This window comes from Helicobacter turcicus, assembly GCF_019711685.1.
Classification (GTDB): domain Bacteria; phylum Campylobacterota; class Campylobacteria; order Campylobacterales; family Helicobacteraceae; genus Helicobacter_D; species Helicobacter_D turcicus.
Map to the genome: position 1 here is coordinate 52,446 of NZ_JAIGYQ010000010.1, position 18,708 is coordinate 71,153.

An 18,708-nucleotide genomic window follows, 5' to 3' on the forward strand; every position below is an offset into this window, starting at 1 on the left:
GGATAAAAAATGACTATTCAGAACGCAAGAGAAGTGCTTGAAAAAAGGGGCGTAAAATATACACTTTTTGATTGTTATTGTGGATACAATAATGAGAATTTCGCTTTGTTTAATGCCATTATCTTACAGCCCAAAGGATTGGGATTAGAATATGCAATTTTTGCAAGTGATAAGAGTGAATGGAATGTTTTAAACCCTAAAAACCTAAGAGATGAAAACCTAGCTTTTGCTCTAAGCACCCAGCAAAACAAATCCTATGAAAACGATGCAATTAAAATACATGAGGCAAAAAATGCGAACGAACAAGAGTTAATTAATAATATTAACAAACATTTAGTTATCTTATTAGACTATCCACATCTAATAAATAAAAACCAAGACATAGCAGAACTAAATGAGGACTTTAAGGACTTCTTCGCAAATGAAGTCTATGGGGATTTAATACCTTGTGCTTACCCTCAACAAGCCTTTAGCGATAAAGCCCTACTCTTTGATGAGCCACTCTTAAAGGAATATGCTCTAAATGCAAAGGAAAAGCTAGAATCTCTAGGCTATTGTGTAGCAATATTTAAAGATTTAGCACATAGTGATAGATACGATACTTATTGCATTTTTACTTATGCCACAGATTCACAAAACTTACAAGAAGTAATCAACTACCTAAATGAAAGCAAACGCTATGAATTAACGGATAGGACTAAAGAATTAAAACTGAAAAACCAAGAAAATGCGGAAAACACAGAACCCCAAACACACACAAGAAAGAATCGCAGATAAAGCATAAGAAAATGATAGAAATTTACGAAGCCACAGGCATAGCCGATAAAAGACTTTAGGAGGAAAAAACAATGCAAAGCACATTAGAGGAATTTAAAGAGAGATTCAACATTTCTTTTAATAACGAATTAGCCATAAGGTGCCAATGGCAGAACAATGGCAAAGATAAGCAAGAATTAGAGATTCTAAATTATTTAAAAGAGCAATTAGGCTTAGTAGAACATTTCTTTAAAGATGAAAATTATGTAAATGAAAATCTCTATGATTTAGCCTTAGAAGTAGAGAAATACAACCAAAACCCTAATGCACATAATCCCTTTGGGGATTTTCCATTATGCGACCTCTTAAATGGAATCTATCTTGATTATAGTGCGCTTTGCTCTCTTTATGCAGAGGATTTAATAGATAAATCCCAAATTGATTTAAGCAATTTAGAATCCCTAAAAGAAGCCCTAGCACAAAACCTAATTACAAACATTTTAAAAGATTATAAAAGCGATGTAGATTATTTATTAAATGAAAATTATAGCGATTATGCAAAAATATCTTTTTTAATAGAATTACTAGAGGAACAAAAGGAATCCCTGCCCATTGATTTAGAATTAAGCTATTCTTTGGATAGCAATAACATTATTGATTTAAATACCCTAACTCTATCTCCTTATTCCAAAGAACAATTAAAATGCTACCTTTTAGAGAATCCAGATTATGAGAGTGATTACACAAGCATTGATGCGTTTTTAAAACTTGATGCATTAAAGAATGCAATAGCACAGAATGCAAAATCCCAAGAATCTACTTTAAATGATCAAGCTAAGGATTCCATTTGTCAAACCGACCTTATTTCTTGTCATTCTGAAGCTTTAGCTGAAGAATCCCAACAATCCCATAGAAAGCATCGCAGATGAGCGAGAAAGAACTAGAAATATTTGAACTCTGTGAGAGATTGAGAGAACTTCTAGGAGATAAAGAAGCCATTGCAGATTTAAAAGCATTATGGAAACGACATCCTGAAATGTTTAAAGATATGCAAGAGGTTGCAAACACAATTCAAAAAGTCGTGAGTGAGCCTGAAATTATCGTTGATGCCAACAAAGACAATAGAAATTATGAAGTAATTAAAGTAGCAAAAATTCTAAATACTGAAAAGATGGCTGATGTAGTCATCAAAAATGAAAAAGGAACAAATGAGATATTTCACGCCAACAAGAAAAGAATAGGGGAGTTTGAGAGATTAAAGAATAAAGAAAATCTATTGCAGGTAGAGACCCCAACACCCTCTACACACCAGCTTAATGGATTGGAGCTAATAGATGAGAATCTATCTAGTGCAAATGCACTTTCTACAATAGATAACAATATTATACCACAATCTAAAACACCTTTAGAATCTAAAACACAAGAGGACAATTACGAGAATTTAGAATCTAAATTACAGGCAAAGCAAGAGGCTAAAAGAGGAAGAGAGATGCAAGAAAATACAAAGAATCTCACGCAAGATTCTAAAATAGAGAAAAATGCAAAATCTAAAAGAGATTCCGCCCAAAGCGCAGATTCTTTTAAAAAAGCTAAACCAAAAAGGAAGCACAAATGACACAAATAGCTAAAATGATTCTAAATGACCTACCCATTTCAAAAGAAATACAAGATAAAATAAATTACATTAAGGATTCTAAACTTAGCTTTAAAGACTTTAATACCTTTAGATTATTGCTAGAGAGATTAGAGAACTTTGAACCAAAGCAAAATCAATCAAAAGAGCGTTACAAAAATGAAATAAATGCAAAAATCACTCATCTTTTAGAGAATCTTAATACCCTACAATTAAAAGCACAAGAATCTAAAAATGCGCAATCCCATAGAGATACTTCGGCTTCGCCCAACAATAGCGGTATTGAATATGACAATACTCAAACTAAGGATTCCACTTTAAGCCAAACATTAGCCCCTCATCATTCTGAACGAAGCGAAGAATCTCAAGAATCCGATAAAGCAAAACTTCTAAGCTTCCTAGCCAAACTAGAGGAAATAACAAGCTTACAAGAAATCAATAAAGAACAAATAGGATTCTTACTAGAGAGTGCAAGTGCACTTTTATTAAACCAAGAATCTTTAAATAAAAACGAAATAGAGCTTTTAGAGGAAGCAAAAGAGACTTTAGCAAAATATCTTTTCACATTTCAAGAAAAAACAACAACCATTCCACAAGAGGAAATCCAAGAACTTAAAAATTTAGGAATGCTAGAGGCAGAATCTAAAAGCATAGAATCACAAATAGATACTTCGGCTTCGTCCAAGTATGACAATAGCAGTATTGAATATGACAATAATGCCAATAAAACTAGCCTTTATTCTAGCCATTCTGAGGGCGATAAGCCCAAAGAATCTCTTAAAGAATCTCAAGAATCACAACCCAAAGCATATTGCATTACAAAAGCTCTAATCCCAACTTCAAATGGTATAAAGATACAAAATATAAGCGTTACAGATATTAATGGCAATATCCTAAAAACCGCAGAAGAAATGGATAAAGAGGAATCTAAACAATCCCAACATAGCCTATTCCCAGACCTAGAAAACACCCAAACAAACACAAGAAAGCACCGCAGATGAAACAAGAGAAGCGCGGAATTGTAAATGTAACCTTTAATGCAAAAAGGGCAACTCCTATTCAAAAAGATATTGAAGCAGTAGAAAATGCTGTGATTACATATATTGCAATGTATGTAAGAGGGTTTCATTCTACTAGAAAAGATAGAGGCTTAGGCGCAGAACATATAAAGCTACATTTAGAAAAAGGAAGTGAGGGCGAGACAACACTAGAAGAGCTTTTAAATCTTGGAAACTCTCTAAGGGTATATTTGAAAAACTTTGATGAGCCTTTTATAGACGAAAAGGAAGCTAAGATTTATGAATGGGAAAATAAAGAAAAGGTTAGATTTAGGGCAATAGCTGATAGAATCAGAGGGGAGGGCGACAACTGCCACTCATCCCCCTCTAACGACATAATTATAACCTTTTACTCTGATAGGAATCTTAGTCAAAGAATGGAATTTAAGAATCCTAAAGTTAAAGCTTATTATGAAAACACACAATCCCAAACAAGCATTCTAAACCAAGCACACAAAAGGAAGCAAAAATGAGTGAAAAAGAATTAGAAATCTTTGAGCTATGCCATAGATTAGCGGAGCTTTTAGGAGATAGTAAAGCAGTTGCAAATCTACAAAAACTCTATGATAGACACAAAGAAATGTTTAATGATATGCAAGATGTGGCAAAGGTTATTGAAAAAGTCGTCAAAGACCCTCAAAAAATTTTTGATGCAAAAAGAGATGAAAACTATGATGTTTATAAGGCTATAAGAGAACTTAATGATGAAAAAATGGGTGATGTAATTATTAAAAACAAAAACAATCAAAATGAGACTAAAAGAAATGCGTAGATTTGAAAATCAAGAAAATCTATTACAGGTAGAGACCCCAACACCCTCTACAAATCAAACAAAAATGAATGATGTGGAGCTAATGAATCAAAATTCATCTGGCGCAAAAACGCTTTCTATAATAGATTCACAGGGAATTATACCACAATTTAATGATTCTAATCATGCACAATCCCAAACCAAAATAGCGATTCAAGAATTCTCAAACAGCACCTCACTAAAAGCCAAAGATTCCACTCCAACGCAAACCCAACAATCCCAACAAAGAAAGCATAAAAGATGAAAGCACTCCTAACCTACTCAAACTATAAAAATCTAAGCAATATCGCCATAATCTTAGAATCCCTTGATGATGAGCTTTTGCAACTCTTAGAATCCCAACAATCCCAAAGAGATACTTCAGCAGCTTCGCTACTTCAGAATGACAATGATACGCAAAGCGCAGAGAATTTAAATAATCCCACCCAAGAATCAAAGCCTAAAACCAAGCATTCCCTTAAATCCTACATTCTAACTAAAGCCCTAGAGAATAATCTTGAGCTTTTCACAGAATTAGCAGAGAAGCCAGATTTTAGCGAAGTGATAGAGGAATATAATATTGATACAATTCTAAGCGAGTTTGAGGGGATAAATACAATCTCCCTTGCCATAAAAGAAAATGGAAATTTTAGATATTATGATAAAGATTTAAAATTACAAGTAGAAAATCTCTTAAAGGAAAACGAAAATGCACAATCTAATAGAAAAAATCCAAGAATATTACAAACAAACACAGATACAAATACTAAAGAGGGAGGCGGAGGAAGCAGAGATAGACAAACAAAGAGAGGAGGAGATGAGCCAATTAGAGATTCAAATCTCCAAACTAGAATCAAAAATGAGCCAAGCGGAATTAGAGGAGAACGAGACTTACCAGAGCTTAACGATGAGGCTAGATTATCTAATGGGATGGGAGGAACAATTAGAGAATTACAAACTAGAGATGAGCAACGAGAGGGAGAATTACAACGAGGACTTAGAGGAGGACGAGATACAAGCGCAGAATATAATCCAAGAGATAATCCTCCCATTCTTACAAAAGAGCCTAAAGCAGAACATAACCCTACAACCTCAAAGCCTAGAGACAATCACACAGCAGAACTTGAGTTTAGAGCAAGAATTAGAGCTTTATTACAACACCCAAGCATTACAGCAATTGCTAGAGAAACATTACAAAAACTCCATAGAAAAGCAAATACAAGCAGCACAGAAGCAGAATCTAACAGCCCTAAAGAACCAAATCCAAACACTAACCAAGAAACTAGAATCCTTAGAGATTCCACAATCCCTAATAATAGCCATAGAGGAAGCCCTAGAGAATTTGAATCTAGTAGAATTAGTGAGCCTAGAGAGCCTAGAATCCCAACTCCAAGAGATGCTAGAAGTGAAATTGCAGAATCAAACTTACGCACAGAGCCTAATAATTCTCTCTTTAAAAGCACAGAAAATAGCACGCAATCTCTCACAAATACAATCCCAATTCCCCCTAACATTTCAAACAATAAAAGAGCATCTAATCACCCTAACATTACAGAGGGAGAGCGAGATTCTAGGATTTCTACACAATCCCCTAGAGGAAGTAGCACAAACCCTAATGCATCATCTCTTAACCAAGAATTGCACAAAGGAATACAAGCTTCAGATTCTAGCCTTTCTACTAGAATACCACAGGAACAAACAATCTTGCAAGATTCCAACCCTAAAAGTCTTAGAGAATCTCCCACAAGTTTTACACAACAAGATTCAAGCAATAAACAAGATAATATGCCACAGAGTGAAACTGCAAGAGAAGATGCACAATCTTTACAAACAACACAGCAAGGATTTATGGAGCTTGGAGTTAGAGAAGAGGGAGAGACTCCAAAAAATAGAGAGATTAAAGAGGAAATTAATGGAGCAAACACAGGATTTAAGTATGCATTTAAAACTTTTAGCGCATATGAGTTTTTAAAGAAATTAGATGGAGAGGAATACAAGGGCGAAATTGACTTTAAGCTAAGTTTGAAACAAAGAATTAGCGCAAACCTAGAGGCATTAAAGCTACTGCAAGAGATTTTTATACGCAAGCAAAGGGGTGAGAACCCCCAAAACTTCTCTAAAGAAGAATTATTTGAATTTACAAGACTTCAAGCAGAGAATATAGCCAACGCAGAGGAACTCCACAGAGAATTTGTAGAGAGTAAGCTAGAATCCCTAAAGCAAGAATTTAAAGATAAAGGCTATTTCTCCCTAGAGTGTCCTTATTCTAAAAAAGAGCAAAAAATTCTTGCAAAATACACAGGCTTTGGAGGACTAAAGCCACTCTTTTATAATGCAGATTATAAGGAGATTAAAGAGGAGATTTTAAATCTAGTAGGAGAAGAGAAGTTTAAAGAATTAAGAGAATCTAGCTATAATGCCTATTTTACCCCAAGTGCGATAATAGATTCTATGTTTAAAGGCTTAGAAGCTTTAGGAATCCCAAGCAATGAAAAGATAACTGCCCTAGAGCCTAGTTGTGGAATTGGACATTTTATCACAAAAGCTCCTGCAAATTATGAGTTTATTGCTATTGAGAAAGATTCCATAAGTGCGAGTATTGCAAAACTCCTCCATCCAAAGACAAAGATTTATAATAAAGCCTTTGAGGAAGTGCTATTTAATAGAGAGTTTGATTGTGTGATAGGCAATCCTCCTTATGAGAATGCAAGAGCAGAGGATAGCAGAGAGCTAATTCATAATTACTTTGTCCTTAAAAGCCAAAGCCTTTTAAAAGAGGGCGGACTTAGTAGCTTTGTTATCTCTAGTGGCTTTATGGATTCCATTAATAATAATCATAGAATGCAAATAGAGAGTGAGAATATTCTACTCTCTGCCTTTAGACTGCCTAATTCTAGCTTTAAGGCAACGCACACTGAAGTGTTAAGTGATATAGTTTTCTTTAGAAAAACAAGCAAAAAAGAGGAATTTCTAAAAGGCAAAACTAAGGAGATAAGGGAATTTTTAAAAAGCAATAATGCATGCTTCTTAGAATCTAATAAAGCATACTTTAGAGATGCTAGTGGAGAATTAGAAAATATAAATTTAAACAAATATTATTTTAGTTCTTATCACTCTGATTGCATCTTAGGAAGGAGTAGCTTTTATAAAAATCAATTTGGTAAGAGTGTCCTTAGAGTTAAGAGTAATGATTTAGACCTAACACACCAAATCACACAAAAGATACAAGCAAATCTTGCAAATTTTAGCTTTTATAATAAAGCCCAAGCTTTTAACTATGAGGGGCTAAATCTAGCAGAGTTAGACTTAAGTAAAGAAGCAAAAGATTACATCAATAATCTAAGAGTTGAAAATCTCTTTGAATATAATAATACCTTTTACACAAAAGAGGAGAATCTCAACATAAAAGAGGCATATTTTACCGATGAGCTAGAACTTGCTAAGAAATATCTAATCAATCAAAATCAAATTTTAGATGAGAAAAAAACAAAGCTAACCTATAAGAATCCACTAAATGAACATGAAAAAGCAATTTTAAGAAAAATCATTGCCTTTAGAGACCTTTTAAATGCAAATTTAGAAAATGAAAAGAATTTAGATTCTAGTGAGAAAAGCAATGCTTTAATCTTAGAACAAAAACAACAGCTTAGGAATTTAAGAGAGCAGATTCTAACTCTAAGCAACACAAAGGCATTTAATGTCAATTCTAAAAATAAAAAAGACAAAGACTCTTTAATCAAACAACACAGCCTAAAAAGCCTAATAGAGCTTGAGAAGCTAGAGAGCTTTAAAATCTTTGCGGTAGAAAATATCATAAAAACACCCAAAAAAGATGGCTTTGACTATACATACCAAATAAGTGAAATTCTTTCAAAAAGAATCCTCTATCCCTTAGATAAAACTCAAGCAAGTAATCCCAAAGAAGCCCTACAAAAAACTATTAATGATAAAGGATACATAGATTTAAGCACACTGCAAAGCTATCTACCAAATAGCAAACTAGAGGATATTATAAAAAATCTCTTAGAGAATGCACTCATATTTCCTAATTTAGATAGCTTTGATGGGAGAAAACAATACTGCCTAATAGATGAATTCTTAAGCGGCAATATTAAGAAAAAAGCTTTGCAGTTAGAGCAAATGATAAAAGAGAATCATAACTTTAATGCTTATTTAGGAGATTATACAAAAGAGCATTATTTAAATACCTTAAAAGAGAACTTCCCAAAAGATATTAAATATGAGGATTTAGAAATAAACTTTGGGGCAAACTATATTCCATTAGCAATTTATGAGAGTTTTATCAAAGAGAGTTTCTTTAATAATCCAAAATCCATAAATATCAATATCCAAAGACTAGGAAGCGAATATGTTTTAGAATCTTTTAGTAAAAATATAGAGGAATCCCAAAGTATTACTATAGAAAGAAGTGATATAAATGATATAGGAATCGAGCTTGAAGTCTTTAACCTAGATGGCAATAAATTCTTTAGTCTGCATAGATTATTAAGCCATACCCTAAATAACAAAAGCCTTGAAGTGTATCATTTAGAGGAAATTGAGGAGAATAGATTTAAAAAAGTAGTAGAACAAGAACCAACCAAAAAGGCAATGCAAAGCGCAAATGCCATTAAAGATTTATTCTTAAACTTTATCTTTAAGCATAAAGAGCATAGAGAGGAAATAGAGAAAAGCTATAATGCACAAATCAATGTCTTCTCTAAGAGGAAGTTTGCGTTTGTAGATATGCTTGAAACTCCATATTTAAACAAAGAAATAACCCTAAGAACACACCAAAAAAATGCAATCTTTAAAGGCATAATGCATAATTCTTTACTACTAGACCATGAAGTTGGAGCTGGGAAAACCTTAGCTGGAGTCGCACTTGTTATGGAACAAGCTAGAATGCGTCTAATAAATAAGGCTTTAGTGTTAGTGCCAAATCACTTAAGCACCACTTGGGGAGAGGAATTTATTAGAGCATATCCTAATGCTAAGATTCTAGTAGGAGATAAGATTAAGAGCAAGAAAGAGAGAAAGGAATTTTTATATCGTGCTAGGAATGGAGACTTTAATGCCATTGTTATGAAGCATTCTACATTTGAGAATATGAGTGTAATGGAGAGCTTTAAAAAAGAAATACTACAAAAAGAAATTGCCCTCTTTAAAGAGAAGCTAAAAGAAACACAAATTCTAGAAAATTCTGCACAACTTAACAAGAAAGAAACCAATAAACTAAAAGAAGCAATAGATAAGAAAATTAAAAAGCTAGAGAAAAAACTAGAAAAAGAAGCAAAGGGTAAAATCTATGATAGTGAAATCGCATTTGAGGATTTAGGCATTGATTGTCTAGTCGTAGATGAAGCACATTATTTTAAGAATCTCTTTATTAATACCAATCAAGAAAACATTAAAGGAATCCCAAGCATTGAGAGTAAAAAAGCTATGAAAATGTATTGTGCTACACAATATATTCATAACAACAAGGGCAAATTATACTTTCTCACAGGAACACCCATTTCAAATTCTATTGCAGAGTTTTACACAATGCAAAGATATTTACAGCCAGAGATTTTAAAAGAGCTAAAACTAGAACACTTTGATGATTGGCAAAGAACCTTTACAAACATTACCTTAAATGAAGAATTAGATAGTAGTGGCGTAAATTATACTCTTGTCAATAGACTAAGTGAGTTTATCAATGCTCCAGAACTCATAAACCTCTATAAACAAAATGCGGATATTGTAAGCACAGAGGATATTGAAAAAATTAATGGCAGATTAGTCCCTAAAGTTAAAGGAGGAGGGGCAATAAACATAATCGCTCCAAGAAGTGAGGCAATCGCAAATTTTATAGGGATTGAAGATGAGTTTGGAAACTATAATAGCGGAAGCATTATAGATAGAATGAACCACTTAAGCGATGACCCTAAAAGAAATAATATACTTGTTTGCACAAGCGAGGCTAGAAAGGCAGCCCTTGATTTTAGGCTTATAAATCATTTAGCCCCAGATTATGAGGATTCTAAGATTAATAAAATGATTGCTTTAGTTAAAGAACATTATGAGGATAAAAGATATGCAAACAACACACAATTAATATTCTGCGACTTAGGTGTTAGCAAACAAAACTCCCAAAGGATAGATATAAATAAAGAGGACACCATAACACAAGAGAGTATAGAGCAAATCGCAAAAGAATTAAAGCTTGAATGTATTATAGAAAGAGATGAAGAGGATATAGAGATTAAAAGGTATTATGTAGAATACCAAAAAGATGAGGAGGGCAAGATTATAGAAGATAGCAATGGAGAAAAAGAGATTAAAAAAGTCTATGAAGTAGAGGAACTCTTAAACCTACAAGGAAACTTTGATGTCTATGCCTCTATCTTAAAAAAACTTGTTTTAAGTGGAATCCCACAAAAGCAAATTGCCTTTATTGGAGATGCAAAGAATGATAAGGCAAAGCAAGAATTATTTAATAAGGTTAATGCTGGAATTATTAGAATCCTTATTGGCTCAAGCGCAAAAATGGGAACAGGCACAAATGTGCAACGACGTATTGTAGCTCTTCATGAGCTAGATTGCCCATGGAAGCCAAGTGAGCTAGAACAAAGAAGAGGCAGAGGCGTAAGACAGGGAAATCTATTCTTTGAAATGGATAAAGAAAACTTTGAAATAGCCCATTATAGATATGCCACAGAACAGACTTATGATGCAAGAATGTTTCAAATCAATGAGCAAAAGCTAAAGCCACTCATTCAAATGAAAAAAGCAGATGCACTAGAGAATAAAAGAGTATTTAAAGGCATAGATGAGGAAATGGCAAATATCGCAGAGATGAAAGCAATCGCCACAGGCAATCCCTTTATATTAGAAAAGCACAAAATTGAGAATCTTTTAAATAGTGAGAAAAACTACAAAAAATATTATGAAAAAAGCATTCTAAGTAGTGAGAGGGCATTAAAAGAGGAAGAAAGCAAATATAAAAGCATTCAAGAAGCCTTAGAGGCATTAAGAGAGATGTTTAATAATAAGGGATTTGAACAAGAGAATTATGAAGTTCTAGCCTTAAATTATAAGACAACTAAAAAGGCAAACAAGCAAGAGGATAAAAACTTCCAAAAGACAAGGAATCTAATAGATTTAAAACTCTTAGAAGTCATAAGAGGCGCAAAAGATTATGCAGATAAAGAGGGAAATATTGAAGTGCTAGAGGCAAATAATATAAAGCTTTTATTAAGAGTTGGATTCTTGAGTGATTCTAAAGGAAGGTTATTAATAAGTGGAATCCTACAAACACAAAAGGGCAAAAAGTTTGCTCCAAATAATTTAAGATTCGTATTTGAAAATGGAATTCTAGGTGATATTAAGCTATCTGCTCTCTTAGCAAAGATTAAAAACACACTGCAAAAAGTTCCAGCCCTACTAGAACAAAAGAGCAAAGAGCTAAAAGAATGCGAGGATGCAATAAAGGACAAAAAGAGATTTTTAGAAACAAACACAATAGAAAATTATAAGAGAGAACCACTGCTTAAAGTGCTAAATCAAGATTTCTTTAACATTAATGCAATCTTTAAAATAAGACAAGAGAGGCGAAAAGAGGGCATTAAGATAAACTTAGATTCCAAAGAAATAGCGCATTTACTGCCACAATATCCTAAATATTTAGATAGTAAGGGGAATTTAAGAGTAGAGGACTTCAAAAGCGATGGGCAAAGGTTAGAAAACAAGGCGGAGGCTAAAGGCTATGTTAAGGAAGCTAAGGAAGCAGAATCGCAAAATGCAAAGGCTTGTAAAACTGAAGTTAATCAAACTACTGCTTGTCAAACTAACCCCACCACTTGTCATTCTGAACATAGTAAAGAATCTCTAAAAGCAAAAAACAAAATGAACGAGGAAATAAAAGCGGAAAATGTAGAACCTAAAAGAGTGCAAGAGACCAAGCAAGTAGAATCTAAAAAAGATTCCACACTACAAATAGCACAATCCAAAGACAAAGTAAGAGAAACACACAAATTACAAGAACAAATAGAGACTAGAATTAGATTAAAAGAATTTAGCACTAAGGACAACTTAGAGGATAAAATGAAAATCCTAACACAAAATATGATAAATATCCAAAGAAAACCCCATTCAAAAAGAATCATTGATAGGGGGCATGGTGTATGAATTTATGATGAAATTTTTGTTATAATAGTTTTATTAATTTATAATTTTAAATTATTTAATATATTATTAATATCATAAAAAATATTTAAATAATATTTATTTAATGTTATAAAAATTATTTAATATATTATTAATATCATAAAAAATATTTAAATAATATTTATTTAATTTTAAATAAATATTATTTAATGTTCTTTTAATAATTTTCACACTATAATAAACATTAATTTAATTTTAAAGGACACCCAATGATAAGCCTAACTCTTTTTAGGGCGAATTTTGATGAGTTAAATATACACTATCTTAGCAAGAGGGTTTTACTTGATTCTTTGAGGGTCTTTTATAATGGAAGCGATTATGAATATTTAGAGTTTTTAGAATCTTTAGGCATAGATTATTATAAGAAATTTAACAATCTCTTTGAGTTAAACAAAGAAATTAACAACGAAATACGAATCTTTAATGCCCTAGCGCAAAAGCAAGAGTTAGATAAATTTGACTTCAAAGCAATCAATCTTTTAAGGCGAAATCTAAAAGAAATCAATGATAGTGAATATTTAAAATTAAATCTTGATTTAAGAGAAATCAATGATAATAATCAACTAAGCCTCATTAAAGATGCCTTTATCCTAACACATAGCACTTCTTTGGTAGATTTTAAAGAAATAGAGGAGCAGAGAATCTCGCTAATTTATCACAAAAGAGGCGCAATCCTTTATGATAATAACTTTGTCCTAAGCAATTCAAGAGATAGCATTCAACTACTAGAATCTTTCAAAGAAGCAAAAGATAATAATTTCATTGTCGCAAGATTCCTCCTTGAACTCTCAAAGAAACTAAAAGAAGCAAATATAAACGAGAGCTTTTGCTACTCTTATAAAGTAGGGGATAGTAAGAAAGAAGTCATTAAAGATATTGATGAAATTATCCATTGGGGAGATTTAAGCAAAGAGGAAAAAGAACTAGAAAAGGAGAGATTAAAGCAAGAGGAATCCCTAAGCACAAAAGCAGTAGAAATAGCAAAGAGTGAGCTTAAAGAGGAGAGGGATAATCTAAGGGCATCACTTAGGAAAGAATCTAGCAATGCAATGCTAGAGAATGAAAAGACCCTGCCAAGACTAAACAACATCAATGCATTCTATCAAACTAAACACAATGCACAATCCCAAAACCTTAATACAAGCGGAGACTCTACTTATACCCAATCTAGCCAAACAGAATCTCCACTAAACACGCAAGAGCAGATTCAAAAGATAATATCCGATGGCTTTGAACTCTATTGCCAAAAAGAAATAGAAAAGGCAAACATAAGACTACAAAAGGCAAAGAAAGATTCCTTTAATGCCTATGAGGACTTAAAAGAATCCCTAAATAATGGCTACTCTATCCTAGAGGCGATTAAAACAATCCAGCAAAAATACAGAAATGAGGATACGATTAACTTCGCCTCTTTACTTTTCTCTCAAGATATACTCAACATAAAAGCAAGAGATGAGGAAATAAAATCTCTTAAAATAGAACTCTCAAGCGCACAAGATTCCATAGAAGAATTAAATGAGCAAATCACAAAAAGAGAGGAAACAATCTCAAAGCAAAAAGGCACTATTCAAACAAAAGTCAATGAAATCACTGCATTAAAATATGAGTTTGAAGAGGAGATAGAATCCCTAAGGCAAACAGAGCTAAAGTTTAAAGAATTAGAGAATTTATCCAATGAGCAAGAAGCAACCATTAATGCATTAGATAAAGAAAATGCAGAACTCTCACAAGAGAATAAAGAACTCAATGAAGAGAAAATCAAACTTCAAAGCGAGAATCACTATCTCCAAGACAACCTAAAAGAAAGCAAAGAGAGAGAAAATCTCTATAAAATAGAATTAGAGAAGTTTAAAGCAATAGAGAAAGATAAGCTAAGAGTGGAATTAGAGCTTGAATCCTTAAAAGTAAAAGAGACAAATTATAAAGAGCAAATAGAGGAGCTAAGAGAACAAAACAAAGAAAACTTCAAAAAAGACTTAATGCTAGAAAAATTACAAAACGATAATATCCACTTACAAAACTCCCTAAAAGATTCCACACAAAAAGAACTTGAATATAAAGAAAAAATTACCTCACTTGAAGCTAGATTAGATGGAATCTTAAACCAATTCTTAAACAAAGAAAACGAACAAGAACCCAAAAAGAATCTAAGAAGTAGGGATATTTTGGGAGGGTAGAATGATTGAAGTGCAAGATACATATTTTAATAAAGATAGAATAGGGATTCTATTTTAAGGGTATTAAAGAATTAAAGCCTATGTTGGAAAAAGATGGGATAAGCAAACATTAAATGTTTTAATAAAGCATAGAATAAGAAAGGAGCGTTAAATGGCAAATTTAGAGAATAACTTAAGCGGTTTTATAAATGATATTGAGGAAACTATTGGTTACCAAATTTTACCAGCCCATAGCGATTTTACAAAAAAGCAGAGAGAGGTGATTTTAAGGGTGATTAAAGAGAAGCTAGAGGAAGCGGAAGCCGAAATTTACGATGAGTTAGAGGGGCTTTAATGACTGCAAAAGAGATTAAACCGTTATTATTTTCTTACTTTAGATTTAAGAGGCAATATTTAGGTGTTTTAAGCGAGATTAGCCTCGTGAGTAACACTAATAGCATCTCATGATTATGGGGGAATAAATTTTGCAAATGCCCCTAACCCCTGAGCAACTCCATATAATACAATGTGCTAAGAATCTAAAAAGAAATGAGATTCTAAAGATTCAAGCAATCGCTGGAAGCGGTAAGACAAGCACATTAAAGGCGATAGTGGAATCCCTACCAAAAGCCAAGTTCCTCTACCTAGCCTTTAATAAGGCAATCGTTGAAGAAATTAAATCAAAAATGCCTAAAAATGCAGCGGTTAAAACCATTCACTCTCTTGCATACGCTTATGCAAAAAAGACACTAAAATTTAAAAACATTAATCTTAAGCTAACCATCTTTGATATTGAACCATTCTTTGATTTCTCTTTGCAAGACCTCTCCATTTTATTACAAAACTTCAATGCCTTTTTAAAAAGCTCCTATTCTTTAGAATCCGCAGATAAATACACTAAAGAAATATGGAATCTTATGCTAGATGGAGAATTAAATATCACACATAATTTTTATTTAAAATACTATGCCCTAAATTCTAAAAACACCCTAGAGAAATATGATTATATCTTGCTTGATGAAGCACAAGATACTAATGCAGTAATGCTATCAATATTCCTAAACAATCCTTGTGCTAAGATTCTAGTAGGCGATACTTTTCAAAATATCTATGGCTTTAATGCCACCATAAACGCCCTAGAAATTCTAAATGCAAATTATACTTGTATCTTAAGTCATAGCTTTAGAAGCACTCAAGGAATCTTAGATTATGCTAATTACTTTCTTAAAACCTTTAGTAATAAAGAGGCAATTTCAATGCAAAGTGCTAATAGGGAATCTCTAAATAAAGACTTAGCTAAAAAAGCCTTTATCACTCGCACAAATGCTGGAATCATAAGGCTAATCCATAAAATAAACAAGCAGAATCTAAAGCTAGAGGATTTTAGCCTATTAAAAGAGCCTAGCAGTATCTTTAGCCCTCTTTTTGCTATCTTTGCGCTTGTAGATTCTAAGATTCCATTGCCTTATGAGTTTAAATATTTAGAGAAATTTAACGACTTAAAATCCCTTAAAAACTATGCCTTTAAATCCCTAGACATAGAGATTTTGAATGCTATTAGATTATATGAGAAGTTTAAGTTTGATGAAGTCTTAAACTTAGAGCAGAGTGCAAAGGATATGTATAATGCAAAAGCTAGAAATATCATTACCAATGCGCATTTATCTAAGGGTTTAGAATGGGATATTGTAGAGCTTTTCTATGATTTTCCTAGCTTCCTTGAACTTGCTATTTTTAAGCTTGATGATGAGCTAATGTGGGATATAAAAAAGGCTAAAACCTTTAATTTTAGTGAATATTTTTTTAAACTAAATCAAGAGTTAAATCTCTTTTATGTGGCAATTACTAGAGCGAAATTTGCACTGATTGATAGAAGTAGGAATCGCTATGTAAAAGACTTCATAAATAGACATAAGATTGATATAAAAGCGCATTTTAAAAGAAGAATGCAAGGCGACTTTACCCTAGCTTTTAGCAATACTTTAGAGAGTTTTAAAGATGAATTTGAAAAAAAGTCCTATGAAATAGAGGCTGTGTGAAAGAATGGGATTTGGAAAATATGAAAATATTTACTACTTTGTTTTGCTATACTAGCAAATTTTAAACATCAGGAATGTAACAATGACAACTTCAAATTCTACAAGAAAATATCCGCTTTTAGGCACTCATTTTGTTTTAGATGAAGAGAAAATATTGCGTGAGGGCAAATATGACCTAGCAAAAATGTATGAAGCCATTGATGAGATAGCAGAGCATAGCGGAATGATAAAAATAGATAAAAACACTTATCATTGTAAAGGTGATGAGAATGATTTGGGGTGTTTGGGGGTGTTTGTTAATTGTAATTTAGTTGAATCCGATTGGTTCACCCTTAATGTCAAAGAATGGCAATGGCTGAGTGAGAAAGAGGGAAATAGTGATTTAATAAGCTTTTTCAAAGAAGAAAAAGAGGGAATTTGGCAATGAGTTACTCTCGTAAAGCAATCAACTTTGATTTATCTACTAAGGCACTCAAAAAGCATTTTGGAGAGAATACTGCAACAGCTTACAATAGTATTAAGCAATTTATGCTAGACAATGGCTTTGAACACAGACAATATTCAGGTTATACTTCAATAGAGTTGATGCGTGATAGACAAATAAACTTACTTACTAGAAGACTCGCTAGAAAATTTACTTGGCTATCCTCTTGCATACAAGAATTTGATGTAACCGACATAGGAGAACAATATAGCCTTAGTCATATCTTTAAAGCTGATAAAATTATTTCACAAACAAAAGAAATTTCAATAAAAGAATCTAAACAAGAGACAACACCTAAAGACCAAAAAACCACTCAAGCCACTCATAAAAGAAAGAATCACAAATAATGCTTCAAAGGGCTAGAAATGCAGAATCTAAAAGCCTACTTAGAGAGATAGAAAATGCCCTTGTGCTAATAGAAAATGATAAAGACAAAGACTATTTTTTAGAAAGATTCAATGAAGTCTTTTTAAAAAGACAAGATTCAAAGATTCTTTTCACAGGAGAGAGAGACTTAAAAAGTGAGCTTCTAGCATATTTAAAGCAGTTTGGATATTTAAGAACTGCAAATGTATGGGCTAGAAATATCCCAATGGATAGAGAACTCATTAATGCGCTTTTAGGGATTCTACAAGAGCGATTACTAGCAGCTGGGATTCAAGGTGTGCTAGAAATCCATTTGCAAGATAGAGAGATAAACTCGCCGCATATTCAATTTGTGGGGATTAGATGTGAAGAAGCTGAAGTGATAATAGCACAAACTTTAGTGGAATTAAAATATGAATTAAGTATGGAATCTGCCCTAAGCAAAAAGGACTTTATGCCTTATTATGAGATAAATTCTAAGGCTAGAGTTAGGAATTTAGAAGATGAGATTAAATATATAAAGGAACTAAAAAAGAGGCAAGAGGAGGAGAGAGAGGAGAGAGCAGAGGAGGAGTTTTTAAAAATCGCTAAAGAGGCTAGAGAATATTTAAAGCAAATAAAAACAAAAAGAGAGAATCTAGCACAAAGAATGGAACAATTAAGCACAAATCTAACTGCTTACAAACAAGGCTTACAAAGCAAAAAATATCGCCTCAAAAGATTAAGGAGGAGAATAGGGAAGAGATTAGTTAAGGTTTAAAATGATGATGAAATGCCGAAATCTGCACTTCTTTTTTTGTAAAAATGTAGGCATATATACAAGCAAATGGCAATAAAATAACATTAAATAAAGCAAAAGAGCCTTGAATAATAGCAAAAATTGATAATTCTTTGCTGGCAGAAAATCTTAAAATATCGCTGAAATCATTTTTCAAAAATAAATAGAATATTACCACAATACAAAAGGCAAACATAATATAAAGAAAAATATTAGGTAAAGCTGGTGTTCTTAAAATAAGTTTTATCAAATAAATTAATTCAAACACATACACACTAGCAATGAACAATATTGTCCATTCTTTACCTAAATTTCCCCCAAAAGCCCAAGTGGAAAAAGACAATAAAATCAATATAAAAATCTTTCCAAAATTAAAATATTCTGTTCTCAATAAAATCTCCTACAACGCTTTTAAACAAATTATAACAAAAGGTAAC

Annotated in this window: 15 protein-coding genes; 14 read left to right on the plus strand and 1 reads right to left on the minus strand. The window is 32.5% G+C overall.

The genetic code is table 11. The annotated features are described in order from the left end of the window. The first annotated feature begins 9 nt into the window (after nucleotides 1–9). From K4G57_RS07350 to K4G57_RS07415, 14 genes are all read left to right on the plus strand, one after another. Nucleotides 10–777, plus strand: a complete 768-nt coding sequence (locus K4G57_RS07350) for a hypothetical protein (protein ID WP_221532488.1) — start codon at nucleotides 10–12, stop codon at nucleotides 775–777. 71 nt (nucleotides 778–848) lie between these two features. Continuing rightward, the gene (locus K4G57_RS07355; protein ID WP_221532487.1) at nucleotides 849–1,685 is read left to right on the plus strand and encodes a hypothetical protein; all 837 of its coding nucleotides are present in this window, start codon (nucleotides 849–851) and stop codon (nucleotides 1,683–1,685) included. Further along, nucleotides 1,682–2,371 carry a hypothetical protein gene (locus tag K4G57_RS09135; RefSeq protein WP_236033271.1) on the plus strand — a complete coding sequence of 230 codons (690 nt, stop codon included), beginning with the start codon at nucleotides 1,682–1,684 and terminating at the stop codon, nucleotides 2,369–2,371. The genes K4G57_RS07355 and K4G57_RS09135 overlap by 4 nt, the downstream gene beginning before the upstream one ends. Beyond that, nucleotides 2,368–3,390 carry a hypothetical protein gene (locus K4G57_RS07365; RefSeq protein WP_221532486.1) on the plus strand — a complete coding sequence of 341 codons (1,023 nt, stop codon included), beginning with the start codon at nucleotides 2,368–2,370 and terminating at the stop codon, nucleotides 3,388–3,390. Before K4G57_RS09135 ends, K4G57_RS07365 begins: the two co-directional genes overlap by 4 nt. Continuing rightward, nucleotides 3,387–3,920 carry a hypothetical protein gene (locus K4G57_RS07370; protein ID WP_221532485.1) on the plus strand — a complete coding sequence of 178 codons (534 nt, stop codon included), beginning with the start codon at nucleotides 3,387–3,389 and terminating at the stop codon, nucleotides 3,918–3,920. The genes K4G57_RS07365 and K4G57_RS07370 overlap by 4 nt, the downstream gene beginning before the upstream one ends. Continuing rightward, entirely contained in the window at nucleotides 3,917–4,219 is a 303-nt protein-coding gene (locus tag K4G57_RS07375; protein WP_221532484.1) for a hypothetical protein, read from the plus strand. Before K4G57_RS07370 ends, K4G57_RS07375 begins: the two co-directional genes overlap by 4 nt. Continuing rightward, the gene (locus K4G57_RS07380) at nucleotides 4,197–4,502 is read left to right on the plus strand and encodes a hypothetical protein (protein ID WP_221532483.1); all 306 of its coding nucleotides are present in this window, start codon (nucleotides 4,197–4,199) and stop codon (nucleotides 4,500–4,502) included. The genes K4G57_RS07375 and K4G57_RS07380 overlap by 23 nt, the downstream gene beginning before the upstream one ends. Then, nucleotides 4,499–12,409 carry an SNF2-related protein gene (locus tag K4G57_RS07385; RefSeq protein WP_221532482.1) on the plus strand — a complete coding sequence of 2,637 codons (7,911 nt, stop codon included), beginning with the start codon at nucleotides 4,499–4,501 and terminating at the stop codon, nucleotides 12,407–12,409. Before K4G57_RS07380 ends, K4G57_RS07385 begins: the two co-directional genes overlap by 4 nt. A gap of 248 nt (nucleotides 12,410–12,657) precedes the next feature. After that, the gene (locus K4G57_RS07390) at nucleotides 12,658–14,625 is read left to right on the plus strand and encodes a coiled-coil domain-containing protein (RefSeq protein ID WP_221532481.1); all 1,968 of its coding nucleotides are present in this window, start codon (nucleotides 12,658–12,660) and stop codon (nucleotides 14,623–14,625) included. Nucleotides 14,626–14,776: 151 nt separating this feature from the next. Next, entirely contained in the window at nucleotides 14,777–14,959 is a 183-nt protein-coding gene (locus K4G57_RS07395) for a hypothetical protein (protein ID WP_221532480.1), read from the plus strand. A 136-nt stretch (nucleotides 14,960–15,095) separates the two neighbouring features. Further along, a complete protein-coding gene (locus K4G57_RS07400) occupies nucleotides 15,096–16,643 on the plus strand; it encodes a UvrD-helicase domain-containing protein (RefSeq protein ID WP_221532479.1) in 1,548 nt (515 codons plus the stop codon). 82 nt (nucleotides 16,644–16,725) lie between these two features. Next, nucleotides 16,726–17,070, plus strand: a complete 345-nt coding sequence (locus K4G57_RS07405) for a hypothetical protein (RefSeq protein WP_221532478.1) — start codon at nucleotides 16,726–16,728, stop codon at nucleotides 17,068–17,070. Then, on the plus strand, nucleotides 17,067–17,474 hold the full coding sequence (gene vapD, locus K4G57_RS07410; RefSeq protein ID WP_221532477.1) for a VapD family protein: 408 nt from the start codon (nucleotides 17,067–17,069) through the stop codon (nucleotides 17,472–17,474). The genes K4G57_RS07405 and vapD overlap by 4 nt, the downstream gene beginning before the upstream one ends. Continuing rightward, on the plus strand, nucleotides 17,474–18,253 hold the full coding sequence (locus K4G57_RS07415; RefSeq protein WP_221532476.1) for a hypothetical protein: 780 nt from the start codon (nucleotides 17,474–17,476) through the stop codon (nucleotides 18,251–18,253). Before vapD ends, K4G57_RS07415 begins: the two co-directional genes overlap by 1 nt. On the opposite strand, the gene K4G57_RS07420 is transcribed toward K4G57_RS07415, so the two are convergent. Continuing rightward, a complete protein-coding gene (locus K4G57_RS07420) occupies nucleotides 18,243–18,662 on the minus strand; it encodes a hypothetical protein (RefSeq protein ID WP_221561824.1) in 420 nt (139 codons plus the stop codon). The genes K4G57_RS07415 and K4G57_RS07420 overlap by 11 nt on opposite strands. Nucleotides 18,663–18,708 lie beyond the last annotated feature (46 nt).

Bases quoted from the DNA above. Each gene is read 5' to 3' on its own strand.
- K4G57_RS07350 (WP_221532488.1), top strand. From the start codon at position 10: ATGACTATTCAGAACGCAAGAGAAGTGCTTGAAAAAAGGGGCGTAAAA.
- K4G57_RS07355 (WP_221532487.1), top strand. From the start codon at position 849: ATGCAAAGCACATTAGAGGAATTTAAAGAGAGATTCAACATTTCTTTT.
- K4G57_RS09135 (WP_236033271.1), top strand. From the start codon at position 1,682: ATGAGCGAGAAAGAACTAGAAATATTTGAACTCTGTGAGAGATTGAGA.
- K4G57_RS07365 (WP_221532486.1), top strand. From the start codon at position 2,368: ATGACACAAATAGCTAAAATGATTCTAAATGACCTACCCATTTCAAAA.
- K4G57_RS07370 (WP_221532485.1), top strand. From the start codon at position 3,387: ATGAAACAAGAGAAGCGCGGAATTGTAAATGTAACCTTTAATGCAAAA.
- K4G57_RS07375 (WP_221532484.1), top strand. From the start codon at position 3,917: ATGAGTGAAAAAGAATTAGAAATCTTTGAGCTATGCCATAGATTAGCG.
- K4G57_RS07380 (WP_221532483.1), top strand. From the start codon at position 4,197: ATGAGACTAAAAGAAATGCGTAGATTTGAAAATCAAGAAAATCTATTA.
- K4G57_RS07385 (WP_221532482.1), top strand. From the start codon at position 4,499: ATGAAAGCACTCCTAACCTACTCAAACTATAAAAATCTAAGCAATATC.
- K4G57_RS07390 (WP_221532481.1), top strand. From the start codon at position 12,658: ATGATAAGCCTAACTCTTTTTAGGGCGAATTTTGATGAGTTAAATATA.
- K4G57_RS07395 (WP_221532480.1), top strand. From the start codon at position 14,777: ATGGCAAATTTAGAGAATAACTTAAGCGGTTTTATAAATGATATTGAG.
- K4G57_RS07400 (WP_221532479.1), top strand. From the start codon at position 15,096: ATGCCCCTAACCCCTGAGCAACTCCATATAATACAATGTGCTAAGAAT.
- K4G57_RS07405 (WP_221532478.1), top strand. From the start codon at position 16,726: ATGACAACTTCAAATTCTACAAGAAAATATCCGCTTTTAGGCACTCAT.
- vapD (WP_221532477.1), top strand. From the start codon at position 17,067: ATGAGTTACTCTCGTAAAGCAATCAACTTTGATTTATCTACTAAGGCA.
- K4G57_RS07415 (WP_221532476.1), top strand. From the start codon at position 17,474: ATGCTTCAAAGGGCTAGAAATGCAGAATCTAAAAGCCTACTTAGAGAG.